The sequence below is a fragment of the [Micrococcus luteus] ATCC 49442 genome (assembly GCF_010367585.1).
Taxonomy (GTDB): domain Bacteria; phylum Actinomycetota; class Actinomycetes; order Actinomycetales; family Micrococcaceae; genus Arthrobacter; species Arthrobacter luteus_A.
Window position 1 is genome coordinate 3,313,014 of sequence record NZ_JAAAXP010000001.1, and the last position, 22,513, is coordinate 3,335,526.

The window sequence follows — 22,513 nt, forward strand, 5'->3', positions numbered from 1 at the left end:
CTCCTCATGTGTTCGTTGGATCCGATCCAGATCGGCATCCCCAGCGGCCCCCGGCTCATCCGGAAGATCCATTACCTAGAACCTATCCCGGCCCCAAAACACTGTCGATGGGCACCGCTGCCCATGCACCACTCCCCATAAGCGGGCACCCCCAAAAAGCGTAAGGCAAGGGTCGATTCCAGGCGTTCCAGAGCCTAGCATGGCGGTATGTGCCGGAATATTCGAACCCTCCACAACTACGAACCGCACGCCACCTCCGAGGAGGTGCATGCCGCCGCCCTGCAGTACGTCCGCAAGATCAGTGGCAGCACCAAGCCGTCCAAGGCGAACGAGGACGCCTTCGAAGAGGCCGTGCACGAGATCGCCAACATCACCCAGCACCTGCTGGACGCCCTGGTGGCTCACGCGCCCGCCAAGGACCGGGACGAAGAGGCGGCCAAGGCGAAGGCCCGGGCCGCAGTCCGTTTCGGCACCGCCTGAGCAATCCCTGGTTGGGCCGGTCGCGCCTATTTACCGAAGCTTCGCAGCCGCAGCGAGTTGGCCACCACCAGGACCGAACTCGCGGCCATCGCAGCACCGGCAAGCATGGGATTCAGGAGGCCCAGGGCTGCCACCGGAATGCCGATGGCATTATAGAAGAACGCCCAGAACAGGTTGGTTTTGATGGTGGCCAGCGTCCGGCGTGACAGCTCGATGGCCTGGGCCACCTGGCCAAGGTCGTCACCCATCACCGTGAGGTCCGCCGCCTCAATGGCCACGTCCGTGCCTGAGCCCATGGCGATGCCGAGGTCGGCCTGGGCCAGCGCCGCGGCGTCGTTTACGCCGTCCCCCGCCATGGCTACGGTGGCACCGCCGGCCTGGAGTTTCCGGACGGCCTCGACTTTTCCGGCCGGCAGCACACCGGCGTAAACGTCGGCCGGGGCGATTCCGACGGCGGCCGCCACCTGGGTGGCCACTGCGGCGTTGTCCCCGGTCAGCAGAATGGGCCGCAGTCCCAGCTTCTTCAACCGTTCGATGGCGGCTGCCGAGCCGGGTTTAACGGTGTCCCGCAGGCTGATGATCCCGGCGGGGGTCCCGTCCACGGCCACCCAGATGGCGGTGGCCCCGGTCGCCTCCGCCCTGGCCAGCGCCTCCTGCTGCGCCGGGGAAATGCTGATGCCGTTTTCGTTGAGCCAGCCGGTCCGGCCCGCGAGGATGACGCGCCCTTCCACGGTTCCGGCGACGCCGCCGCCCGGTGCTGACCGGAAGCGTTCGACGGCGGGAAGCCGGCCGCCGTCGTCGTGCGCGGTTTCTGCCGTCTGCGCGGCAGCCGCGATGGCGTGCGCGATGGGATGCTCCGATGCGGCCTCCACCGCGCCGGCCAGCCGCAACACATGCCCGCCCTGGTAACCGTCAAACGCCAGCGTGTGGTCCACCGCGAGTCTTCCGCTGGTGATGGTGCCGGTTTTGTCGAGCAGGATGGTGTCCACAGTGCGGGTGTCTTCGAGGACCTGCGGGCCTTTGATCAGGATGCCCAGCTGGGCTCCGCGGCCAGTGCCGGTGAGCAGGCCTACCGGCGTGGCAAGCCCCAGTGCGCAGGGGCAGGCAATGACCAGGACCGTAACGGCGGCAGTGAACGCGGCGCGAAGCTCGGCCGGAGTGATCACCGGGCCGCTGAAGGCGAGCCAGAGGCCAAAGGTCAGCACCGCGATGGCGAGGACGATCGGGACAAAAACGGCGCTGATCCGGTCGGCGAGCCGCGCAATCGGTGCCTTGCCGGTTTGGGCCTGCGATACCAGCCGGGCCATCTGTGAAAGGGTGGTCTCGGAACCCACCCTTGTGGCCCGGACCAGCAGGCGGCCGGAGGTGTTGATCGTGGCGCCGGTGACTTTGCTTTCGGGTCCGACTTCCACCGGGACGGATTCGCCCGTCAGCAAGGAAGCATCGACGGCGGAGGTGCCGTCGATCACCACGCCGTCCGTGGCGATCTTCTCGCCCGGGCGGACCACCACAACATCTCCCACCCGGAGCTGATCGGCCGGGATCTTATGCTCGGATCCGTTGTGCAGGACGGTGGCGTCCTTAGCACCCAGATTCAGCAGGGCCTTGAGTGCGTCGCCTGCCTTCTGCTTGGCGTTCGCCTCCAGGAACCGGCCCAGCAGCAGGAAGGTGGTGACCACGGCGGCAACTTCGAAGTACAGGCCGCCGGTCTCCATTCCTTCCATGCCCGGGTGCTCCGTCATCCGCGGATCAAGGGCCAGCTGCCAGACGCTGAAAACGTAGGCGGCCGCCACGCCGATGGAGACAAGTGTGTCCATGGTGGACGCCAGGTGGCGCGCGTTGACGGCCGCAGCGTGGTGGAAGGGCCACGCGGCCCAGCTCACCACGGGAAGGGCCAGTACGCCCGCAACCCAGCCCCAGTTCGGGAACTGCAGCGCCGGAACCATCGAGATCAGGAACACCGGCACAGTCAGGATTGCGGCCACGATCAGCCGCGGCCTCAGCTCGGCTGCCGTGCCGCCGTGCTGCAGGTGATCTTCGTTGTCCTCGCGGGCCGGGTGTTCGTGGAACGGGTGTTCGCGGGTGCGGGGACTGGAGGCGTGGGACTGGCGGAGTGTGGCCTTATAGCCCGTGGCGTTGACCGTGTCCACGATCTGCTGGTCGGTGATGCCGGCCGGAACCGTGACGTGGGCGGACTCAAGGGGAAGATTCACCGAGGCTTCCACGCCGTCGAGCTTGCCGAGTTTGCGCTCCACGCGGTTGACGCAGGACGCGCAGGTCATGCCCTCGATGTCCAGCTCAACCACCCGGCTGGCAGTCGGGTTCAGGAGGTGTTCGGTGCTCACGCTGTGATCCTCGATTTTTGAATGTGGTTAGGCGTTGTTGGCTACGACCAGGTAGCCGGCCTCGGCCACGGCTTCGCCGATCTCCGCCGGGGACAGTTCCTGGCTGGACGTGATGGTGACAGTGGAAATACCGCCGGCGTTGAGGTCGATGTCCACCTCTTCAACCCCTGCCAGTGACTCAATTTCCTCGGTGACCGAGGAAATGCAGTGGCCGCAGGTCATGCCGGACACGCTGACTGTGGTGGTGATGGTGCTCATGATGGCTCCTTGGGGATGCGCCGGCGTGTTGCCGGCTGGGGAAATGGGTCTTGGGGGCCTGCAGGCCGGACACGTCAGCGAAGGAGGCGGCCGATGGCCTCCGCTGCCTCCTTGACCTTGACGTCGATGGCTTCCGCCCGGAGGTCAGGATCGGGTTCTGCGGCCGCGCCCACCACGCAGTGTCCTATATGTTCTTCCACAAGGCCGAGGCTGACGGCGTGAAGGGCCTTGGTGACCGCTGAGACCTGGGTCAGGATATCGATGCAGTACTTGTCCTCGTCCACCATCCGGGCGATGCCGCGGACCTGGCCCTCGATGCGCTTAAGCCTGCGAAGATAGGCCTCTTTGTTGGCTGTGTAGCCGGGCGACGGGGCCGGGACGGCGCCTTCGAGCCCGGCAACGGCTGCTGGGGGAGATTCCATAGACCCAACCTATACCCCTATGGGGTATCACGGCAAGTACCCCCTAGGGGTATTGCGGCGAGCCGTTTTCCGGGCACAAAAAAGCTCCGGAGTGCGTTATTGGGGGATACGCACTCCGGAGCAGTCTTTGGGCAGATTCGTCCCCGGCTAACAGCCGGATCTCTCTGCTTGAATTAGCTTACTTGCCGGTATGGCCGTCCGCCACCACCTCGAATAACTACTTTCGCTTTATTATCCCGGGGCCGCTCATCAGCCTTCGGCAGGGCTGATGGAGCCTATTCCCGGTCCTCGTGGGCCGGCCTCCGGTAAGGGACAACCAGCACCGGCCTGCTTTGATGATGGGTCAGCCACAGCCCCACCGAACCATTGAGCATCTCCGAGAGCCGGTGCGACAAACCCCGCTCCGACGTCCCCACGATGATCATGGGGACGTTGCTTTCCGCAGCGAGCCGGGCGAGGGCGCGCGCCGGGTCTCCAGCAAGAGTGCGCAGGGTCCACTCCACGTGCGCGCTCCCCGTCCCCGCGTTGGCCACAGCCTGTTCGATGGTTGCCCTAAGCCCGCTGGTTACCGCGCGGACATCGTCGTCATCCTGGCCCGGGTGGAGCGACAGCCGGTGCGCCGATTTGCCCGGATCCCATTCGACCAGGTAGCTGGCCTCGTCAACGTAGGCGCACAGCAGGGGCGCCGACAGCCGGGCCGCCAGGTTTGCTGCCGTGGTCAACACTTCGGGATGCTGATTGGGCAGCACGCCCACCAGGAGAGGGGCAGGGCCGCTGAACCGTTCTGGAGTCATAAACCCATTTTGTGCCCGTACGAAGCCCTTGAACAGTGCCGGCCGGGCAGCTACGGGCCAGCGAGCTACGGGCCGGCGGGGGACGCCGAAACCACCACGTTTTTCCCCCAGGGATCTTCGGTGTAACAGCTGATGAGCACAACGCGGTTGGGCACCATCTCCCAGATGGGGCTGTCCTTGAGGCTGTCCTTGAGGTACGTGGTGACAGTATCCACGCGGTAGCGGATGGTTCCAGTAGCGGTGATGACGTTGAACTCGTCGCCTGCGGCCGCGCTTGAACTGAGGTGGTTGAACGGCGCGTCCCGGTCTTCCCAGCTGTGTCCAATGACGTACGTGGTGTTGCCCGAGCCGTTGCCAGGGGTTCCGAACGGGGTCAGCCAGTAGCCGTCCATGGTGGACGGCGGCACCACGGTGCGGCTGGCCGCCGCGGCGCCGTCGGGTTCCAGCGGGTGGACCGCTGTGTCGATGGCCGCTCCGGGGTAGAGGATGCGCAGCGGCGCGGACGCGTCGGGCAGTGGGGGTTCGGCTGCCGGTGACGTCGCTGTGGCGGCAGCCGTCGTCTCCGGATCCGTTCCGGCCGGCGGCAGGGGAAGGGACGACGGCGGGCCAAGGGGGAGTGCCGGCCTTTCGGCCGCCGCGACGCTGGCAGTCCCGTGGTTGCCGGTGTTCATACCGTGGAGCAGCGGGCCGCCAAAGGTGAGCGAGAAGAACCCGAGGACCCCGCAGATGAGGATGGCGATGTCTCCCCGGTTCCATCCCCGGGCCCTGCGCGTCCCCCTCAGCCGGAGCCGGCTCCAACCCCGGGCGGGACTGGCGTCGGAGGTGGCGACGGGGCGCCTGCGGGGGACATGCCTGCCGGACGGCTTTGCCACGATACCCCCTTGGTATGCGGTGGTTGGTGGGATGGCCGGTGGTGGACAGCGGCCGTGTGCTGAGGGCGTCCCGCCCAGGTTCGGCGGGACGCCCTCAGTGGTGTCGGCGGTACTCCGGGGGCGTCAGCCCGCCGTCGGCGATTCCGAACGTGACCTGCGCCGGACCGCAACAACGCCGCCTGCACCCAGCAGGAGGCCCAAGCCAGCCAGCCAGGTGGTGCTGTCCCCGGCTCCGCCTACCGCCGTTTGTGCGTTGTAGCCCTGGTTGGTGCCACGGCTGACGGCTGCGGCCGGCGCCTGGACAACTGCACTCTGAGGGGCAGCGACATGGCCCGCGGGGGCCTGGACCGCCGGAGTTTCAACGACCGCTGGCGGCTGCTCCTCCTCCACTGGTGGCTGTTCCTCCTCAACCGGCGGGGGCTGTTCCTCGCCGGGAGGTTCCTCCACCGGCGGCTGCTCCTCCACCGGCGGCTGCTCCTCCACCGGCGGCTGCTCCTCACCCGGGGGTTCTTCTTCGCCCGGGGGTTCTTCTTCACCGGGTTCCTCGTCGACGGGCGGTGGCGGCGTCACGCAGTATTTGTAGTAATCGGCCATTCCGGCAGCCCAGTTGTGCCCGCCCTTCAGGACCGGATTGGGGGGAACAATGTCCCCGGTCTCCAGCCTGTGGCTGCCCAAAGCATTAAGGCTGACGGGGGTGGCAACATACGGGTTGCCCGCACTGCCGGTCATGTGGCAGACGATGACCTTCCCCAGGTTCCCGTCTGTATCCCCGTGCTTGTCATCCCCTGCGTAGGCCGGTGCGGAGACGCAGAGCAATGCCAGCCCCGCGACCCCCAAGATTGGTATGGCTCGTTTCATGGTGTTCTCCCCAGTCTGTTTGAAACGGACCATGGCGAGGGGGAGTGGCAGTTTGCTCACGCCCCAGCACGGTCAGCTTGCTTGCTATTTCAGGCTAGGGGCGTGGCCGGTACCGGTCGCGAGTAGCAGGTACTCGTCTTTCGCCGCGTTTGACCTGCGACGATACTTGTTCCTACGCAAATGTGGAACTCAACTCCCGAAAAGGTACGCGGACCGGAAAGACATGCAGGGGGCATGGAGGTGCACCCCGGACCTCACAGCGGCCGAGGGCGAAGTGAGAGCCGGCGCCCTTGAATGCCACCCTGCCCGCGCCTAACGTTGAATCATACGAAAGGTGCGTGACGGGCATGGAAATCTACATGTGGTGGCTGGACCTGGACCTGGACAGTAAGGAATGGCTGCGGGAGAACCTCCGCGCGGCGGAACTTCCGCTGAACGTGCTGCAGGGCATTGCCGAGGCAGGGGGGCCGCACCCCGATACTCCCGTCGCCGTCCTCACCGAGGCGGACTGGGACTTCATCGAGACCCAGTCTGAATTCGTTGACTGAGCCGTCCCCGCCTGGCGGGCCTGGCCCCACATAGCCGAAAAAACCGTTGCGGCCTCCCGGGCGGGGTGGTTGCATGGGGTGCATGGCTACCGCAGAGAACTTTGTCCTGGCGATCGGAACCAAAAAAGGCCTTTGGCTGGCAACGAGCCAAGACCGGCAGCAGTGGTCGTTCTCGGGCCCGCACTTTCTCATGAGCGAAATCCCCAGCATCGGTATCGACACCCGGGACGGCCGGACAAGGATCATGGTGGGCGTCAGATCCGAGCATTGGGGCCCCACCGTTGCGCACTCGGACGATCTTGGCGCCACCTGGTCCGAGCCCGAAAAAGGTGCCATCACCTTCCCCGAAGACACCGGTGCGGCGGTGGAAAGGATCTGGCAGATCTACCCGGACTCAGCGGCGCGGCCAGGCGTGGTCTGGGCGGGCGCCGAGCCGATTTCAGTCTGGAAATCCACCGACGGCGGCGAGCACTTCGAGCTCAACCGCGGGCTGTGGGACCATCCCCACCGGAGTGAATGGGGCGCGGGTTACGGCGGAGCGGCCGCCCACTCCATCGTGGTCAATCCTGCGGGGGACAACGTCCATATCGCCATGAGCACCGGAGGTGTGTATCGCTCGCTCGACGGCGGAACCTCCTGGGAGCCTCGAAACAAGGGGATTTCGGCCTACTTCATGCCGGACCCCAACCCTGAGTTTGGCCAGTGTGTCCACAAGATCGCGGCGGATGCCGCCGTCGAAGGCCGCCTCTACGCCCAGAACCACCACGGCGTCTACCGCACGGACGATAACGGCGAGAACTGGAATTCCATCGCCGAAGGCCTTCCCGCGGATTTCGGTTTTGTGATGCTGACCCATCCCCGGCGGGAGGGGACCGCCTGGGTTGTGCCGCTGAAGGCCGACGGGGAAAGGATCCCGCCGGACGGCAAGCTGGCAGTGCACCGCACTGACGACGCCGGAGCCACCTGGAAGCGGCTGGATTCCGGGTTGCCGGCCAACGAATATAACAGCGTGCTGCGCGACGCCGCGTCCGTGGATTCCGCCGAACCGGCAGGGGTGTACTTCGGGACACGCGGCGGCGCTGTCTACGCCAGCGCCGACGAAGGCGAAACGTTCGCGGAAGTGGCTTCACACCTTCCGGACGTCCTGTGTGTCAGGGCGGCCGTAATTTCCGGTGCGGTGCTGCCGGTTCCGGAAACGGCAGCGGCCCACGGTGCCTGAGATCAGTGTGGTGCTCCCCGGTGTCCTGCAGCCACTTGCCGGCGGGCAGTCCATCCTGACTGCGCCCGCCGAAGGGCCTCTGACGGTGGGGAAGTTGCTCGAAATGGTAACCGGGGACTACCCGGTGCTCGCTCGGCGCCTGCGGGATGAAACCGGGGCACTCCGACGCTACGTGAATATTTACGTGAACGGCGACGAAGTGCGGCGGCTCCAAGGCCTGGAGACCGAGGTGGCTGCCGGTCAGGAGGTGCTTGTCATCCAGTCAGTGGCCGGCGGCTAGCATCAGGCAACGCGCCATACGCTGCACTCGTCCGTATTGATGGCCTTCCGGGAACCGCTGTGGTGGTCCATGATCCACACAACGCCGATCCCCGGTGCGGTTTCCTGGACGCTGCCGCGGCGGATCACCACGTCGTCGTAGTTCGGGCCTACCGAGAGGCGGGCTTCGATTTCATCGCCGCGATGGAGCTGATCCAGGGCGCGGACTCGGGTCACATGGGCTTTGGCTTCCTTCAACATGGCGGGGGCCTCCTGGCTGGAGCTGGTGCCTGCACTTGCCGGCTATTCCAGTGTGGCTGCGCATTGTTGCGGCTTGGTTTCCGCGCTGTTAGGGCGCGGTTAGTTCTCCGCGCCGGGCTGGTTTCGGCCGCCGCTAATTCATTGGGCTGCCTCAGTCCCGTTGTCATGCTTCGAGCCTAAGGTGGTGGCATGGAGTTCGCAGAGGGGATCTGGACCGGGGTGCTGGCTGCGGCGGCAGTGGCACCGCTGGCAACATTCGGGGTGGTCCTCGTGGCATACCTGACCTACCGGCAGAAGGCCCACGCGGACAAGCGGGACCAATGGTGGAAACGCGCCCAGTGGGGCATCGACTCCGCCCTGAACGACGCCGATCCGCAGCGCCGGCTGGCCGGGATGAAAGTCCTGGTGCAGCTGATCGGCAGCGACCTCGCCACGCCGGAGGACGCTGACCTGATGAGCGCACTTGCCGTGGGAATCCAGGACCAGGAGCTCCACCGGCCGCCGCGTGCGTCCGCGACGGCGGGTGTGCCTGCCGGCGGGCCTGCCGAAACCCGTCACGAAGTGCGGCTGGACTCGCGGGACCAGACAGTGGTGGTGGAGTCCGCGGCGGGGGCCCGCATTCTCCGGGAGGCCGAGAAACTCATCGCAGCCGCCCGGCCACGGGCCTGACCGGTGCCGTGTGTCAGCCCCTCACGGCGCCAGCCGGTCGCCCGGCTGCTGCACCCGGAACCACCGGTAGCCGTAACGGCCCAACTCAACCGTGAAGCCGCCGTCGGGCTCCATCGGCACGTTGCCGCCGTCGAGGACATCCAGGAGCACGGCGCCCCTGTAGGTGCGCTTTGGGCCGTCCTCGGGTGCCACCGTCCCGGTGACCTTCACCTTTGCGGTGCCGAAGTTGTGGAGCAGGACCATCGTGCCCCCGTCCGAGGTGCAGCTGTGGGCAAACACCGCGGGCTCGGGCTGGTCGATCAACGCGAATTCGCCCCAGCCCAGCTCCGGCGACTCCCGGTAGCGCTGGATCAGCGTGGCCATGAAATTCCACAGGGACTCCGGGTCCCGTTTGGCGGCAGCAGCGTTCACGTGGTCCGGACCAAATTCTCCCCGGACCAGCGGGGCCACCAGTTCGGAAACCTTGGCGTCGGAGAAGCCGCCATTTTTGGTGTTGTTCCATTGCATGGGGGTGCGCACGGCTGACCTGCTCTTCTGCCGCAGGTCCTCGCCCATGCCGATTTCCTCGCCGTAGAAGAGAACCGGGGTCCCCGGGAGCGAGAACAGCAGCGAGTACACCATCCGGATCCTTTCGGCGTCACCGCCGAGCATCGGCGGGATCCGGCGGCGGAGGCCGCGGCCGTAGACCTGCATGTTCTTCTCGGGACCGAAGGCGGCGAAAACCTCTTCCCGTTCGGCGTCACTGAGCTTGTCCAGGGTGAGTTCGTCATGGTTGCGGACAAACATGGCCCACTGGTTGTCGGGATGCAGCGGCGGGCGGCTCTTCAGGTTTTCCGCCAGAGGACGTGCATCCTTCCGGGCGAGGGCAAGGTAGAGGTGCTGCATGGTCATAAAGTCGAACTGCATGTTCAGCTCGTTGCCTTCGGTGCCGCCGAAGTACTCCAGCTGCTCCTTGTACGGCAGGTTCACTTCGCCAAGCATCACTGCGCTGCCGTTGCGCCGGTTCAGGAAGCTGCGGAGCGCACTGAGGTACTCATGCGGGTCGCGGTTCGCGGCGTCGTCCTTCGGCTGGCCCCGGGTTTCGAGGAAGAACGGCACAGCGTCCAGCCGGAAGCCGTCCAGCCCCAGCTCCAGCCAGAGTCCCATGGCTTTGGCGATTTCGTTGCGGACTTTGGGATTGGTCACGTTCAGGTCCGGCTGGTGCTCGGCGAACATGTGCAGATACCACTCGCCCGTGGCTTTGTCTTTGGTCCACAGGGAGGTCTGTTCGCCCGGGAACACCACTTCCGAGGACGTGTCCGGGGGAGTGTCCGCGCGCCACACGTAGTAGTCCCGGTAGGGATTGTCCTTGGACTTCGTTGCTTCCACGAACCACGGATGCTGGTTTGACGTGTGGTTGACCACGAAATCGGCGATCACCCGCATGCCCCGGTCTTTCGCGCTGCGGATGAATTCCACCAGGTCCCCCATAGTGCCCAGCCGGGGATCCACGGTGAAGAAATCCGTCACGTCATAGCCGTCGTCGCGGTCCGGTGACGGGTAGAACGGCATCAGCCAGATGCACGTCACGCCCAGTGCCGCGAGGTAGTCCACACGCTGGGTCAGGCCGGCGAAATCACCGGTGCCGTCGCCGTCGTCGTCGAAGAAAGTCTCCACGTCCAGGCAGTAGATGACCGCATTCTTCCACCAGAGGTCAGAGGTCTCGGCAATTCTCACGGCCTGGCCTCCGCGGGTGACGGGGCCGCAGACGCCCGCGGCAGGGCCGCTGGCGCCGGGACGGGATCCGGGCGCAGCTGCGGCAGCACCTCGGCTGCGAACGCATCGATGAACGGGGCCTGGTGCTGCCCCACAAAGTGCAGGTACAGCTCGTCGAACCCCAGCGCGGCGTAGCCGGCCAGCCACTCGGCGTGCCGGTCCAGGCTGGCGGAGATGTTCACCGACTTCCGGACCTGCTCCTCGCCGATATGGTTGCTGACGCCGTCGAAATGCGCGGCTGTGGGCAGATCCCACGGGACGGGAGGGGCGAACGTGTTGGTCCGCCACTGGTCCAGCGCAACGGCCAGGGCATCTGCCTCGCGCGGCGCCCATGAGAGATGAACCTGCAGGACCGCCTTTCCCTGTCCGCCGTTGTCCCGGTAAGCGGCGAGCATGTGCTTCAGCTTTTCCGGCGGCTGGTTCACGGTGACCAGGCCGTCAGCCCAGTCTGCGGCCCGGCGGGCCGTCTCCACACTGATGGCCGGGCCGATCAGCGGCGGGGGAGGCCCCGGAACATCCCAGATCCGGGCCTGTTCCACGGTCACCAACCCGTGGTGGGTGACGTCCTCACCGCGATGCAGGCGGCGGATGATGTCCACGCACTCCTCAAGCCGCTGCTGCCGGGTCTCCTTGGGCGGCCAGGCATCCCCGGTAACGTGCTCGTTCATGTTTTCACCGCTGCCCGGCGCCATCCAGAACCGCCCAGGAAACATGGCTGCCAGGGTTGCCGAAGCGTGGGCGATGATGGCCGGATGGTAGCGCTGGCCCGGCGCCGTCACCACCCCGAAGCGAAGGCCTGTTGTTGCCAGCGCGGCTCCCAGCCAGGACCAGGCAAAGCCGGAATGACCCTGCCGGGCCGACCACGGCTCGATATGGTCGGAGCACATGGCGGCATCAAAGCCTGCCTGCTCCGCGTGCTGGACGTCCTTGAGCAGTTGTCGGGGGCTGATCTGTTCATGGGAGGCATGGAAGCCGAGGGTGACCATCCGTTAAGGTCTACAGTCCCCCGGCGTTCCGTGTCGAGGCTTTCAGCTGGGCTTTTGCCGGGCCGGGCCTTCCGCCCGCTGCCTTGCGCGGGCAAGAATGGGCAGTATGCGACTTCCCGTGATGCCCCCCGTCCTACCTATGCTCGCCAAAGCCGTCAGCGGCATAGACGGTATTCCCGGAGCGGGTGACTTCAGCTTCGAACCGAAATGGGACGGTTTTCGGTCCATCATCTTCCGGGACGGCGATGAGCTGGAGATCGGCAGCCGGAACGGGAAACCCATGACCCGGTATTTTCCTGAGCTTGTGGTGGCCCTGAAGGAGAACCTCCCCCCGCGGTGCGTCCTGGACGGGGAGATCGTCCTGGTGGGCCAGTCCGGGGACAGGCTGGACTTCGACGCCCTGCAGCAGCGGATCCACCCCGCCGCCAGCCGCGTGAAGATGCTCGCAGAACAGACCCCGGCCAAGTTCGTCGCCTTCGACCTGCTGGCTTTGGATGATGAGGACTACACCGGCCGGCCCTTCTCCGAACGTCGGGTTGCGCTGGAAAAGGCACTCGCCGGCAGCAAGGCGCCCGTCCACCTCACGGCCGCCACCCTGGACAAATCCACCGCCGGGACGTGGTTCCGGCAGTTCGAGGGCGCAGGCCTGGACGGGATCGTGGCCAAGCCGCTCGCCGGCAGCTACCAGCCGGACAAACGCGTGATGTTCAAGATCAAGCACGAACGCACCGCCGACTGTGTGGTGGCCGGCTACCGCGTCCACAAAAGCGGCCCGGATGCCATCGGCTCGCTGCTGCTCGGTTTATATAAGGACGACGGAGGCCTGGCCAGTGTGGGCGTGATCGGCGCCTTCCCGATGAAGCGGCGGCAGGAACTGTTCCGGGAGCTGCAACCGCTCGTCACGGATTTCGACGACCATCCGTGGGCCTGGGCCAAACAGGCGGAAGGCGAACGGACGCCGCGCAACGCCGAGGGAAGCCGGTGGAGCGCCGGCAAGGACCTGTCCTTTGTGCCACTGCGGCCGGAACTCGTGGTGGAAGTCCGGTACGACCACATGGAAGGCGAGCGGTTCCGTCACACAGCTCAGTTCTCACGCTGGCGGCCGGACCGGGACCCGGAGTCCTGCACTTACGCGCAGCTGGAAGAACCCGTTAACTTCGACCTGGCGTCGGTGCTGGAGACGGGCCGGCCGTAGCACCCAGGCCGCCCGCAACGGGCAGGCGTGGTGCGCGGGCAGGTTCCCCGGCGTCCAGGACCGTCCACAGGCCGTCGGCCCGGCACGGGATCGCCGCCGAGACCAGCGCCTGGCTATGCGGATGCCGGGGCGCAGCGAAGAACATCCCGGTTTCAGCCACCTCGATCACCCGGCCGTGCAGCAGAACGGCAACCCGGTCGCACATGTAGCGAACCACGTCCATGTCGTGTGAGATGACGATCAGGGACAGGTCACGCTCGCGCTGGAGCCGTAAAAGCAGGCTGAGAATGGTGCGCTGTGTGAGTGCATCCAGCGCCGACGTGGCCTCGTCGCAGATCACGATCTGCGGTTCAAGGAGGAGCGCGCGGGCGATCGTTGCACGCTGGAGCTGGCCGCCGGAGCATTGCCCGGGACGCTTGTCCAGCAGGCTCCTGTCCAGCTCCACCTCGTCCATGGCGCCGGTGATCCGGGCCTCGCGCTGCTGCGGTGAGAGGCCGGGACGTTTCCGGAGCGGCGCCTGCAGGCTCGTGCGCAGCGTCATGCGCGGGTCAAATGCGCTGTGAGGTTCCTGGAACACCAGCTGTACCGCCGTCGTATCGCCACTGCTTGCTTCCAGCTGCCGGATGATGGAGCCTGTGGAGGCCGCCTCCAGCCCAACGATGGTGCGGGCCAGTGTGCTTTTGCCGGATCCGGATTGGCCCAGGACGCCCAAGATCTCGCCGCGTTTGAGGGTCAGGGAGACGTCCGTCAAGGCGGTGTGGCCGGTTTTCCGCCGCCGCGGCCCGAACCGCTTGCCCACGCGATCCAGGACCAGGACCTCGCGTTCGGTGGACGGCGGACGGCGGCGGGTCTCGGGCGCCAGGCGTGCCGCCGCCAGGAGTTCCTGGGCGTAAGCGGTCCGCGGCCGGGTCAGCAGCTCATGTGCAGGACCCGCTTCGACGATGCTGCCGGCATTCATCACGAGCACCCGGTCGGCGTAGGAGGCCACCGACGCGATGTTGTGCGTGATGTACAGGACGCCCAGGCCGCGTTCCCGCCGTTCCCTGTCCAGCAGCTGCAGAACCTGGCGTTCCAGCACCTTGTCCAGTGCCGAGGTAGGCTCATCGGCCAGCAGGATCTCAGGCTCTCCGGCCAGCGCAAGGGCCGTCATGGCCCGTTGGGCCATGCCGCCCGAGAGCTGGTGCGGGTAGGCCCTGACCCCCTTGGCGGGGTCCGCGAAGCCCACCTCCGCCAACAGTTCCAGGGCCTTGGCACGCGCTTTCGCGCCCCTGAGGCCGGCGTGGAGCCGCAGCGGTTCCTTCAGGTGCTGTTCAATGGTCCGGTTCGGATTGAACATGCGCTTGGGCTGTTGGAACAGCATTCCCAGCCGGCCGCCGCGCACGGAATTGAGCTCACTTTCGGACGCCTTTGTCAGGTCCAGGCCCCCGAGCCGGATGGATCCGCCGGTGATCGCCAGCTGCGGAGGGAGGAGCCGGAGCGAGGACATTGCGGTCAGCGTCTTACCGGAACCGGAGCTGCCAACCAGGGCCACAAATTCCCCGGGATCTACCGACAGGGAGACACCGGAAAGCAGCGGGCTGCCCTGAGCGCCGCCGTCGGGCTCCCTGTGACTTACCTCGAGACCGTCCACTACCAGGCGGCTATTCCGTGTGGCGCTCAATTTTCTGCCGCCTGCGGCATGAGCAGGGGCGCCGCGGCCATGTGGGCTGCCCGCTGGCCAATGAGGGTCACGCAGAGAGCCGCGGTGAAGATGACCAGGCCGGGGGCAAGGATCCCCATCGGCGCGCGGTCCGCGAAAGGTTGGGCGGCTGCCAACATGGAGCCCCAATCCGATTGGGGCGGCTGGACGCCGAGGCCAAGGTAGGAGAGCGCGCCCACACTGATGAGCAAGTGCCCGAAACGCAGCGTCGCCTGGCCCAGGATCGGCGCGGCAAGGTGGGGCAGGACGTGCCGGAAAATGATGAACGACGGCGGGCAGCCCACGACGCGGGCTGCCTCCACGAAGCCGCGGGCTGACACGTCGTACGCCAAGGTCCTCGCGAGCCGGGCAAAGGGCGTCCATCCGGTGACGGTCAGGGCGAGCAGCAGCGGCCCGAAGCCGGTGCCGAGCGCCGCCACGATGAACAGCGCCACCACCATTTCCGGCAGCGCCAGGAGCACATCGTTGGTGCGGGTCAGGAATTCGTCTACCCAGCCGCGCCGCCTGGCACTGAGGATACCGATGCCGACGCCCAGCAGGCAGGTCAACAGGGTGGCCAACGCGGCCACGGACATGGAGAACTGGCCGCCCTCAAGGATCCGGCTGAGGGTGTCCCGTCCCAGGTTGTCCGTGCCCAGCCAATGCTCCGCTGAGGGCGGCGCCAGCCGTACTGCCAGGTTCTGTTCGGCGGGCGGGTAGGGCGAGATCCAGGGCGCCAGCACCACGGCCAGCACAATGACGGCAAGCACAGCGGCTGCGATGGTGGTAACTGTCAGCCGGCTACGCAAGGGTGCCGCCCACCGTGCGGCTGAGGAAACGGTGCACAAAGTCGGCCAGGGTGGTCACGCCGACTGCGAGGGCAACCACAACCACGACGCCGCCCTGGGCCAGGGGGATGTCGCTGTTGACGACGGCATCGAAGAGCAGCCTGCCCATCCCCGGTACGGCGAAAATGACCTCCACAATGACCGATCCTCCCAGCAGGCCCGCGAACCACACGGCGAACAGGGTTGTCAGGGGCACGAGGCCGTTTGGCACCACGTGGCGGAGGATGGCCTGGCCCTGGCTCAATCCCCTGGCGCGCGCCGCCGGCACGTGCTCCGCGGCCGCGGCATCAATGATGCCGGACCGTACGGCCGAGGTGAAGAAGCTGATGGGACGCAGGGCCAGGGTCAGGGCGGGCAGGACCGCGGACGAGAGATCGTTCCAGCCGGCGGTCGGCAGCACGGACAGCTTGAGCGCGAACACCAGCACGAGCAGAGGAGCCACCCAGTATTCCGGCATGGCGATCAGGGCCTGGGTGACCGCGGTGATGCCCTTGTCAGCGGCGCTTCCCGGCCGCAGCCCGGCAATAATTCCCAGGGGAAGCGACACCGCCGCCGCCAAAACCAGGGACATGGTGACCAGGCTGAGTGTGACGGAAAGTGCCGGCAGCACCTGCTCTGCCACGGGGGTACGGCTGACAAAGGAAAGCCCCATGTCTCCGCTGAAGAAATCCCCAAGCCAGCGGAGGTACCGGACCGCCAGGGGGTCGTTCAGGCCCAGGCTTTCACTCAGGCCCTGCACCGCATCCTCGTCCACCGCGTCCCCGGCCACCCGGGACCGGATGATTTTCCGGACCGGGTCACCCGGCGTGAAGTAGGGGATCAGGAAGACCGCAAACGAGGACACCACAACGGCGGCCACCAGGGTGGCCGTCCGTTTGGTGATGAACTGCAGCATTCGGGGCGGGCTTCGGGGTTCTAGGAGCCGGACTTCGCCGTCTTCGCCGTCAGGACGTAACGGGACAGCGGGTCCTGGACGTAGGAGAGGACGTTCGTGCCGATGGCGTCGGTTGCCTGTTCGTTGACAAGCCAGGCGTTGACCGCCTTGTCCTGGAGAATCCGGCCCGCCTCTGCGTAAAGCGTGTAACGCTCGGTGGTGTCCACAGTGGTGGCAGCCTGGGCGATGATCCTGTCGTACTCCGGGTCGCAGAAGTGGCTCAGGTTGTAGGTGCCCTTGCACGTGTAGTCGGCGGTGAGGAACCCGATGGGGTCGGCGATGTCAATCAGCCGGTTCCGCTGGCTGAGCAGCATGTCGTAGTTCCCTGCCAGGACGTCCGGCTCCGCTGCCGCGTACTCCTTGGACTGGATGGTGACGGGGATGCCTACGTTCTTGAGGTTTTCCTGTACGACGGCGGCCACGTCGGCGAATTCAGCCCGCTCCACGATGGCGATGATTTCCAGCGGACGGCCGGCGGTGTAGCCTGCGCTGGCGAGCAGTTTGCGGGCTTCCTCAAGGTTCTGCTGCTGTTTTTCCTGGTTTTCGCCCGCCCAGGGCTCGGATGGGGCAAACGGTCCGGTGGCCGGGAGGGCTGCACCTTCATAGACGCTGGCAGCGAGGGCATCGAGGTCCAGGGCTTCCCGGATCGCCTTGCGGGTGTCAACGTTGTCCAGCGGTGCGCGGCCGTTGTTCATGTAAAGCGTGGCAGTGCGGGGGGAATCGGCACCCAGGACGGTGACGCCGTCGTCCGCTTTCAACGCTGCGAGGCTGGCGACGGGAATGGACAGCGAGATGTCCGCTTCGCCGGTCTGGACCTGCGCGGCCCGGGTGGCGCCGTTGGTGATGAAGCGGATTTCGGCGCCGGCGAGCTGCACGTCCCCGCCCCAGTAGTTCTCATTGCGGTCCAGGGTGAGGGACTGCTTCGCCTTCTCGGAGACGGGGGTGAAGGGCCCGGTGCAGTGGCCGAAGGGATCTACGCCCTCCGCTTTGTAGGCAGCCGGTGACAGGATGCCGGTGTTGACGCTGGCGAGCCGGTAGGGCACCAACGGGTTTTCGGCGGGCGTGCTGACCCGGACGGTCCGGGCATCCACCGCGGCGACACTGCTGATCATGGCGCGGTTGAAAGCGCGCGCCGGAACCTTTGCGTCGAGCACGTGGTTCAGTGCCGACACTACGGATTCGGCGGTGAGCTCCGTTCCGTCCTGGAACTCTACGCCCTGGCGGATGCTGAAGTCCCAGTCAAGGGGTGTCGACTGCTTCCATTCGGTGGCGAGGGAGGGGACCACTTTGCCTGCGCCCCGGTCATAGCTGGTCAGCGTCTCCAGGCAGCCGGACAGGGACAGGATGTAGGCGGCGTCGGACTCAACAGCCCAGTTGGCGACGGGCGCCCGGAAATTGTCGACGACGATCCGCTGGCTGGTGTCTGCCGTGGCGGCCGGCTGTTCGGGCTGTGACTGGTTGCCGCTGAAACCGCAGCCCGCCAGGGTGAGTGTCAGCGCTGCAGCGATGAGGGGGAAGAGCCGAAGGGAGGAACGCACACGAAACCGCCTTGCAGGGCCGCCTCGGGGAAGGCAGCGAAAAATGATGACTACTTAGGGTAGCCTCACCTGAGCATGATCAAGAACTCCGTGTCATCCCCTTTCCGTTTCATGTCGGTTCATGTCCGTTCAGGCACGCCACCGTCGAAAGGGCAGCCTAAAATTCTGGGAGCCCCCTTGCGAACGGAACGGACCAGACATGGCTGACGCCACTTTGCGGCCGGAGTACATCTCCTTTGATTGCTACGGCACCCTGATTAACTTCAACATCGTCCCCGCCACCCGTCAGTTGCTGGCCGGGCGGATCCCCGAAGAGCAGATGCAGCAGTTTCTCCGTGACTTCCGGGCCTACCGCTATGACCAGGTGTGCGGTGACTACTACGGCTACCAGCAGGTGCTCCAGGACGCATTCGACCGGGTCTGCCGTAAGTGGGAGCTGGCCCGCAGTGACGATGCCGGCGCCCGGTTCGCCGAAGCTGTCCTGGGCTGGGGGCCGCACGCCGATGTCCCGGCGGCACTGAGCACCATGGGGGAAAACTACAAACTCGTGGTTCTGTCCAACGCGGACACAAGCTTCCTGGACGTCAGCGTGCCGAAGCTCGGCGCAGCTTTCCATGCCGTGTATTCCGCAGAGCAGGCGGGCGCCTACAAGCCCCGCTACCAGGCCTTCGAGTACATGCTCGATCAGCTGGATGCTGTTCCGGAGCAGTTCCTGCATGTGTCCTCGCACACCCGCTATGACCTGATGCCTGCCCACGATCTGGGGTTCACCAATACCGTCCTCCTGGACCGGGGGTATGACCCGCCGGGGCCGGGCTACAACTACGCCACCGTCCGTTCCCTCGAAGAGCTCAACAGGATTCTGGGCTTGTAGGCCGGCTGCGACAGGAAGGGCTCCCATGACATCGCGTCCCCTCAGCGGCAGGCGTCCGGCCGTTGCGGTCCTGTACCGGGAAGCACCGCCGCCATACCTGGCAGAGATCGGGGAACTGGCAGACGTCCGGCTCACGCGGGCGGACGGCCTGGCATCGGCGCTGGACGGGGCGGATGTCCTGTTCCAGTGGCACTCGTTCTCGCCGGCCCTGCGCGCGAACTGGAGCGCCGCTTCCTCGCTGAAATGGGTCCATGTTTCCGCCGCCGGCGTTGACAGGCTGCTGTTCGGTGAACTCGCCGGCAGCGGCGTCACCTATACAAATTCCCGGGGCGTGCTCAGCAGGGCGATGGCAGAGTTCGTGCTGGGGATGATCCTGGACCTCGCCAAGGACGTCCGCGGGTCCTTCAGGCTGCAGCAGGAGCAGCGCTGGCAGCACAGGCTCACCCGTGCCATCCAGGGCCGGCCGGTGCTTGTGGTGGGCACAGGCTCCGTGGGGCGGGAAGTGGCCCGGCTGTGCCGTGCAGTCGGTATGACGGTGGACGGCGCCGGCAGGACGGGACGGGCGGGGGATACAGATTTCGGACGAATTCACTCCTCGCAGGACTTGCGGCGTGTTATCTCGGACTATGACTATGTCATTCTGGCCGCGCCCCTGACGGCGGATACCAGGGGCATGGTTGACGCCGCTGTCCTTGCTGCCATGAACCCCGCGGCCTGCCTGGTCAACGTGGGACGGGGAGAGCTTGTGGAAACCGAGGCCTTGGTTGAGGTGCTCGCCGCCGGTGGGATCGCGGGGGCAGCGCTGGATGTGGTGGACCCTGAGCCGCTCCCTGCCGGGCATGCACTCTGGCGGATGGAAAATGTCATCATCACACCCCACATGAGCGGCGACACCGAGGGTCACCTTGAACGCCTGGGCGAGTTGTTCCTGGACAACCTGCAACGCTACTGCGGCGGCCGGCCCCTGCTAAACGTGGTGGATAAAACACTCGGTTTTGTTCCATCGACCTGACGCTAGCCCGGCCGCGGCCGGGTGGCCGCCGGTCGTCCGGCGCGAGCCCGAGCCCCGTGCGTTCCCGCCCGGTTCGTTCGACAGGGACACGGAAAAGCCCGCCGCGTCCTGGGACACGCCGGGCTTTTTCGGTGGGCAACCGGGCTGGAAGGGCCGGGCTGCCCGTCCAGAGCCGCAGGCCTACTTCAGGCCGAGCTGCTTGGTGGGGACCTTGAAGGTTTCCTTGGCCGTCAGGGCAGAGATCGCCGCAATACCGCAGATGATGGCGGTGAAGATGCTGATCTGGACCCAGCCGCCGGGCTTGATGCCGCCCATCGCTGCCACGATGGCGGGGGCGAAGCCTGCCATCAGGAAGCCGAGCTGGGTACCGATGGCCAGGCCGGAGAAGCGGACCTTGGTGCTGAACATCTCGGCGTAGAAGGACGGCCAGACGGCGTTGGAGGCTGCGTAGCCGAAGGAGAAGAACCCGATGGCGGCGAGGAACATCAGCGGGGTGCTGCCGGACTCCAGGCTGAGCAGGAACACAGGGGTGAGGATCGCGCTGGCCACCGCGCCGTAGATGAACACGGGCTTGCGGCCGATCTTGTCGGCGAGCATGCCGAACAGGGGCTGGGTGCCGAGTGCTACCAGGTTGGCGCCGACCACCAGCCACAGGGTGGTGGTGCCGTCAACGCCGGCGACGGTCTTGGCGTAGCTGATGGCCAGGGTGCCGAACACGGTGGAGACGGCCGCGATGAACGCGCAGGCAATAACGCGCAGGACGTCGCGCCAGTGTCCCTTAAGGAGGTCGGCAACGGGGAGCTTGGAGATCTGGGCCGTCTTCTGTGCTTCCGCGAATGCGGGGGGCTCGTGCAGCGTGCGGCGGATGAAGAACGCAACAACAACAACGGCGGCACTGAGCCAGAACGGGATGCGCCAGCCGACGCCGTACTTGATCTCGTCCGGGAGGGCGAGGACGGGGATGAAGACGAGGGCCGCCAGGATCTGGCCGCCCTGGGTCCCGGTGAGGGTCCAGGAGGTGAAGAAGGAGCGGCGGTTGTCAGGGGCGTGCTCCAGCGTCATGGAGGAAGCGCCGGCCTGCTCGCCGGCGGCGGAGAGGCCCTGGCAAAGGCGTGCCAGCACCAACAGGGCCGGCGCCCACCAGCCCACGGTGTTGAAGTCGGGCAGGCAGCCGATGAGGAAAGTCGAGGCGCCCATCAGCAGCAGCGTGAACATCAGCACCTTCTGCCGGCCCACGCGGTCACCGAAGTGGCCCAGGATCACGGCGCCCACCGGCCGCGCTACGTAGGCAAAGCCGAAGGTGGCGAAGGACATGACGGCCGCGTTGGCGCCGGCGTCCGGAAAGAACACCGTGGGAAAGATCAGTGCCGCCGCAGAACCGAAGATGAAGAAGTCGTAGTATTCGACGGCGCTGCCCAGGAAGCTGGCGAGGGCTGCTTTCTTGGGCGTCCCGGCCGGGGCAACAGTGCCCTGCCCGGCGGACGGAAGTGTCTGGCTCATGGAGTTCCTTTGATGTGACGACATTGTCGCGGATGGATCTGGGGAAGCGCAGCCGCACCTGCCTGTGGTGGCAGAGGGCGGTGCGGCTGGTGTCCGTGGAAAGACCCGGACCAGTAGCCACATAGTGGGAGCTACTTGTGTGATACGACAATGATGGCTGTGAGCGCAGTCACTTGTCAAGAAAATAATCACCATCTAGAAATAGCTCCCACGATGTGGCAACATCGAGCTATGAGTGTGAATCAAACCACAGCCCCCGACGGCGTTGTTTCCGGCGATGTTGCCTCCGGCGGTATTGGCGGTGACACCGTCCCTGCCGAGTCAAAATCATCCAAGGGTGATCGCACGGACATGGTGGGCAAGGCCCTGGGCCTGCTGGTCCTCCTGGGCGACGAGCCCCGCGGTGCCAGTGCCGCGGAGATCTCGCGCCGCGCCAACCTTCCCTTCAGCACCACGTACCGCCTGCTGGGCTCCCTGACCCGGGACGGCTTTGTGGACTATGAGCCGGACGGCCGCCGTTACCACCTGGGCCTGCGCATCTTCCAGTTGGGGCAGCGGGTGTCCCAGCATCACGGCTTCGCCGGCGCGGCCATGCCGGTGCTTCGCCGAGTGACCGAGCAGACGGGGGAGGCCACCATCCTCAGCGTCCGGGACGGCCATCACCACCTCACCGTCAACAAGGTGGACGGCCCGCAGATGTTCCGGGTGACCAGCGACCCTGGCCATCTGGGCGCCCTGCATGCGACCGCCGTCGGGAAGGCTCTCGTGGCGTTTGCGGACGATGCGGAGCGGGAGGCCCTCATCGAGGAGCTGGAACTCGAGCCGCTTACCGAGCGCACCATCACCGACCGCACCGCCTTCCGGGCGGAAATGGACCGGGTCCGCCGTCAGGGATATGCCGTGATGGATGAGGAAAACGAGAACGGGATGCGCGCAGTGGCCGTGCCGCTGCTCAACTCCCAGGGCCACGCCTTCGCGTCGCTGGCCACGGCGGTCCCTGTTTTCCGCCTCAGTATGGAAGGCCTTTTGGCCCACGTGCCCCTGCTGCAGGAGGCCGCTGCCGAGCTTGCTGCGCGGCTGCCCCAGCGCTAGCCGCAAATGTTCGCATGTTCGCATGTAGAACAAGCGTGCGATAAGTGAACAAGTGTTGTACTGTAATCCCTATCACCTGGCCCGCCGCGTCCTCCTTGAGCGCCGCCGCCCGCCACG

23 protein-coding genes are annotated in these 22,513 nt (G+C 66.2%); 9 read left to right on the forward strand and 14 right to left on the reverse strand.

Annotated elements, in window-relative coordinates; translation table 11 throughout:
- The first annotated feature begins 207 nt into the window (after positions 1 to 207).
- A complete protein-coding gene (locus GUV69_RS15085; protein WP_164203876.1) occupies positions 208 to 480 on the forward strand; it encodes a DUF2277 domain-containing protein in 273 nt (90 codons plus the stop codon).
- 26 nt (positions 481 to 506) lie between these two features.
- On the opposite strand, the gene GUV69_RS15090 is transcribed toward GUV69_RS15085, so the two are convergent.
- The 6 genes from GUV69_RS15090 to GUV69_RS15115 all read right to left on the reverse strand — a co-directional run bounded on the left by GUV69_RS15090 (position 507) and on the right by GUV69_RS15115 (position 6,029).
- Positions 507 to 2,825, reverse strand: a complete 2,319-nt coding sequence (locus GUV69_RS15090; RefSeq protein WP_164203878.1) for a heavy metal translocating P-type ATPase — start codon at positions 2,823 to 2,825, stop codon at positions 507 to 509.
- 27 nt (positions 2,826 to 2,852) lie between these two features.
- Positions 2,853 to 3,083: a heavy-metal-associated domain-containing protein gene (locus GUV69_RS15095; protein WP_164203879.1), complete on the reverse strand. Its 231-nt coding sequence runs from the start codon at positions 3,081 to 3,083 to the stop codon at positions 2,853 to 2,855.
- 74 nt (positions 3,084 to 3,157) lie between these two features.
- Positions 3,158 to 3,505, reverse strand: a complete 348-nt coding sequence (locus GUV69_RS15100) for a metal-sensitive transcriptional regulator (protein ID WP_164203881.1) — start codon at positions 3,503 to 3,505, stop codon at positions 3,158 to 3,160.
- A 275-nt stretch (positions 3,506 to 3,780) separates the two neighbouring features.
- Positions 3,781 to 4,299 (reverse strand): universal stress protein, encoded by a 519-nt coding sequence (locus GUV69_RS15105; protein WP_164203883.1) that lies wholly within the window; start codon positions 4,297 to 4,299, stop codon positions 3,781 to 3,783.
- 65 nt (positions 4,300 to 4,364) lie between these two features.
- Positions 4,365 to 5,081 carry a class F sortase gene (locus GUV69_RS15110; protein WP_164206614.1) on the reverse strand — a complete coding sequence of 239 codons (717 nt, stop codon included), beginning with the start codon at positions 5,079 to 5,081 and terminating at the stop codon, positions 4,365 to 4,367.
- A gap of 213 nt (positions 5,082 to 5,294) precedes the next feature.
- Positions 5,295 to 6,029 (reverse strand): LPXTG cell wall anchor domain-containing protein, encoded by a 735-nt coding sequence (locus GUV69_RS15115; protein WP_164203885.1) that lies wholly within the window; start codon positions 6,027 to 6,029, stop codon positions 5,295 to 5,297.
- 347 nt (positions 6,030 to 6,376) lie between these two features.
- Here GUV69_RS15115 and GUV69_RS15120 point away from each other — a divergent pair, with 347 nt between their 5' ends.
- From GUV69_RS15120 to GUV69_RS15130, 3 genes are all read left to right on the forward strand, one after another.
- The gene (locus tag GUV69_RS15120; RefSeq protein WP_164203887.1) at positions 6,377 to 6,577 is read left to right on the forward strand and encodes a hypothetical protein; all 201 of its coding nucleotides are present in this window, start codon (positions 6,377 to 6,379) and stop codon (positions 6,575 to 6,577) included.
- Positions 6,578 to 6,650: 73 nt separating this feature from the next.
- Complete coding sequence (locus tag GUV69_RS15125; protein WP_164203889.1) at positions 6,651 to 7,796, forward strand: WD40/YVTN/BNR-like repeat-containing protein; 1,146 nt, start codon at positions 6,651 to 6,653, stop codon at positions 7,794 to 7,796.
- Positions 7,789 to 8,076, forward strand: a complete 288-nt coding sequence (locus GUV69_RS15130; RefSeq protein ID WP_164203890.1) for a MoaD/ThiS family protein — start codon at positions 7,789 to 7,791, stop codon at positions 8,074 to 8,076. The genes GUV69_RS15125 and GUV69_RS15130 overlap by 8 nt, the downstream gene beginning before the upstream one ends.
- A gap of 2 nt (positions 8,077 to 8,078) precedes the next feature.
- On the opposite strand, the gene GUV69_RS15135 is transcribed toward GUV69_RS15130, so the two are convergent.
- Positions 8,079 to 8,315: a hypothetical protein gene (locus GUV69_RS15135; protein WP_164203892.1), complete on the reverse strand. Its 237-nt coding sequence runs from the start codon at positions 8,313 to 8,315 to the stop codon at positions 8,079 to 8,081.
- 189 nt (positions 8,316 to 8,504) lie between these two features.
- Between GUV69_RS15135 and GUV69_RS15140 the strand changes: the two genes are divergently transcribed.
- Positions 8,505 to 8,984, forward strand: coding sequence for a hypothetical protein (locus tag GUV69_RS15140; protein WP_164203894.1), 480 nt, complete (start codon positions 8,505 to 8,507; stop codon positions 8,982 to 8,984).
- A 21-nt stretch (positions 8,985 to 9,005) separates the two neighbouring features.
- On the opposite strand, the gene GUV69_RS15145 is transcribed toward GUV69_RS15140, so the two are convergent.
- Both GUV69_RS15145 and GUV69_RS15150 read right to left on the reverse strand, forming a co-directional pair.
- The gene (locus GUV69_RS15145) at positions 9,006 to 10,700 is read right to left on the reverse strand and encodes an alpha-amylase family protein (protein WP_164203896.1); all 1,695 of its coding nucleotides are present in this window, start codon (positions 10,698 to 10,700) and stop codon (positions 9,006 to 9,008) included.
- Positions 10,697 to 11,725: a TIGR03885 family FMN-dependent LLM class oxidoreductase gene (locus tag GUV69_RS15150; RefSeq protein WP_164203898.1), complete on the reverse strand. Its 1,029-nt coding sequence runs from the start codon at positions 11,723 to 11,725 to the stop codon at positions 10,697 to 10,699. Before GUV69_RS15150 ends, GUV69_RS15145 begins: the two co-directional genes overlap by 4 nt.
- Before the next feature lie 106 nt (positions 11,726 to 11,831).
- Between GUV69_RS15150 and GUV69_RS15155 the strand changes: the two genes are divergently transcribed.
- Complete coding sequence (locus GUV69_RS15155) at positions 11,832 to 12,920, forward strand: ATP-dependent DNA ligase (protein WP_164203900.1); 1,089 nt, start codon at positions 11,832 to 11,834, stop codon at positions 12,918 to 12,920.
- Here GUV69_RS15155 and GUV69_RS15160 read toward each other — a convergent pair.
- From GUV69_RS15160 to GUV69_RS15175, 4 genes are read right to left on the reverse strand one after another with little or no spacing between them, the layout of a single operon-like run.
- On the reverse strand, positions 12,877 to 14,580 hold the full coding sequence (locus GUV69_RS15160; protein WP_244292741.1) for an ATP-binding cassette domain-containing protein: 1,704 nt from the start codon (positions 14,578 to 14,580) through the stop codon (positions 12,877 to 12,879). The genes GUV69_RS15155 and GUV69_RS15160 overlap by 44 nt on opposite strands.
- Positions 14,577 to 15,407 carry an ABC transporter permease gene (locus tag GUV69_RS15165; protein ID WP_208786656.1) on the reverse strand — a complete coding sequence of 277 codons (831 nt, stop codon included), beginning with the start codon at positions 15,405 to 15,407 and terminating at the stop codon, positions 14,577 to 14,579. The genes GUV69_RS15160 and GUV69_RS15165 overlap by 4 nt, the downstream gene beginning before the upstream one ends.
- Positions 15,400 to 16,341, reverse strand: a complete 942-nt coding sequence (locus tag GUV69_RS15170; RefSeq protein ID WP_164203904.1) for an ABC transporter permease — start codon at positions 16,339 to 16,341, stop codon at positions 15,400 to 15,402. Before GUV69_RS15170 ends, GUV69_RS15165 begins: the two co-directional genes overlap by 8 nt.
- A gap of 20 nt (positions 16,342 to 16,361) precedes the next feature.
- Positions 16,362 to 17,918, reverse strand: coding sequence for an ABC transporter substrate-binding protein (locus GUV69_RS15175; RefSeq protein WP_164203906.1), 1,557 nt, complete (start codon positions 17,916 to 17,918; stop codon positions 16,362 to 16,364).
- A gap of 199 nt (positions 17,919 to 18,117) precedes the next feature.
- Between GUV69_RS15175 and GUV69_RS15180 the strand changes: the two genes are divergently transcribed.
- Positions 18,118 to 18,792 carry a haloacid dehalogenase type II gene (locus GUV69_RS15180; protein ID WP_164203908.1) on the forward strand — a complete coding sequence of 225 codons (675 nt, stop codon included), beginning with the start codon at positions 18,118 to 18,120 and terminating at the stop codon, positions 18,790 to 18,792.
- Between the two features lie 25 nt (positions 18,793 to 18,817).
- Entirely contained in the window at positions 18,818 to 19,804 is a 987-nt protein-coding gene (locus GUV69_RS15185; RefSeq protein ID WP_164203910.1) for a D-2-hydroxyacid dehydrogenase, read from the forward strand.
- A 180-nt stretch (positions 19,805 to 19,984) separates the two neighbouring features.
- Here the strand turns inward: GUV69_RS15185 and GUV69_RS15190 are convergent, their stop codons facing one another.
- On the reverse strand, positions 19,985 to 21,304 hold the full coding sequence (locus GUV69_RS15190) for an MFS transporter (RefSeq protein ID WP_164203912.1): 1,320 nt from the start codon (positions 21,302 to 21,304) through the stop codon (positions 19,985 to 19,987).
- 351 nt (positions 21,305 to 21,655) lie between these two features.
- Between GUV69_RS15190 and GUV69_RS15195 the strand changes: the two genes are divergently transcribed.
- A complete protein-coding gene (locus tag GUV69_RS15195) occupies positions 21,656 to 22,396 on the forward strand; it encodes an IclR family transcriptional regulator (RefSeq protein WP_244292888.1) in 741 nt (246 codons plus the stop codon).
- Positions 22,397 to 22,513: the final 117 nt, after the last annotated feature.

Bases quoted from the DNA above. Each gene is read 5' to 3' on its own strand.
- GUV69_RS15085 (WP_164203876.1), top strand. From the start codon at position 208: ATGTGCCGGAATATTCGAACCCTCCACAACTACGAACCGCACGCCACC.
- GUV69_RS15095 (WP_164203879.1), bottom strand. From the start codon at position 3,083: ATGAGCACCATCACCACCACAGTCAGCGTGTCCGGCATGACCTGCGGC.
- GUV69_RS15100 (WP_164203881.1), bottom strand. From the start codon at position 3,505: ATGGAATCTCCCCCAGCAGCCGTTGCCGGGCTCGAAGGCGCCGTCCCG.
- GUV69_RS15105 (WP_164203883.1), bottom strand. From the start codon at position 4,299: ATGACTCCAGAACGGTTCAGCGGCCCTGCCCCTCTCCTGGTGGGCGTG.
- GUV69_RS15115 (WP_164203885.1), bottom strand. From the start codon at position 6,029: ATGAAACGAGCCATACCAATCTTGGGGGTCGCGGGGCTGGCATTGCTC.
- GUV69_RS15120 (WP_164203887.1), top strand. From the start codon at position 6,377: ATGGAAATCTACATGTGGTGGCTGGACCTGGACCTGGACAGTAAGGAA.
- GUV69_RS15125 (WP_164203889.1), top strand. From the start codon at position 6,651: ATGGGGTGCATGGCTACCGCAGAGAACTTTGTCCTGGCGATCGGAACC.
- GUV69_RS15135 (WP_164203892.1), bottom strand. From the start codon at position 8,315: ATGTTGAAGGAAGCCAAAGCCCATGTGACCCGAGTCCGCGCCCTGGAT.
- GUV69_RS15140 (WP_164203894.1), top strand. From the start codon at position 8,505: ATGGAGTTCGCAGAGGGGATCTGGACCGGGGTGCTGGCTGCGGCGGCA.
- GUV69_RS15150 (WP_164203898.1), bottom strand. From the start codon at position 11,725: ATGGTCACCCTCGGCTTCCATGCCTCCCATGAACAGATCAGCCCCCGA.
- GUV69_RS15155 (WP_164203900.1), top strand. From the start codon at position 11,832: ATGCGACTTCCCGTGATGCCCCCCGTCCTACCTATGCTCGCCAAAGCC.
- GUV69_RS15170 (WP_164203904.1), bottom strand. From the start codon at position 16,341: ATGCTGCAGTTCATCACCAAACGGACGGCCACCCTGGTGGCCGCCGTT.
- GUV69_RS15180 (WP_164203908.1), top strand. From the start codon at position 18,118: ATGGCTGACGCCACTTTGCGGCCGGAGTACATCTCCTTTGATTGCTAC.
- GUV69_RS15185 (WP_164203910.1), top strand. From the start codon at position 18,818: ATGACATCGCGTCCCCTCAGCGGCAGGCGTCCGGCCGTTGCGGTCCTG.
- GUV69_RS15190 (WP_164203912.1), bottom strand. From the start codon at position 21,304: ATGAGCCAGACACTTCCGTCCGCCGGGCAGGGCACTGTTGCCCCGGCC.
- GUV69_RS15195 (WP_244292888.1), top strand. From the start codon at position 21,656: ATGGTGGGCAAGGCCCTGGGCCTGCTGGTCCTCCTGGGCGACGAGCCC.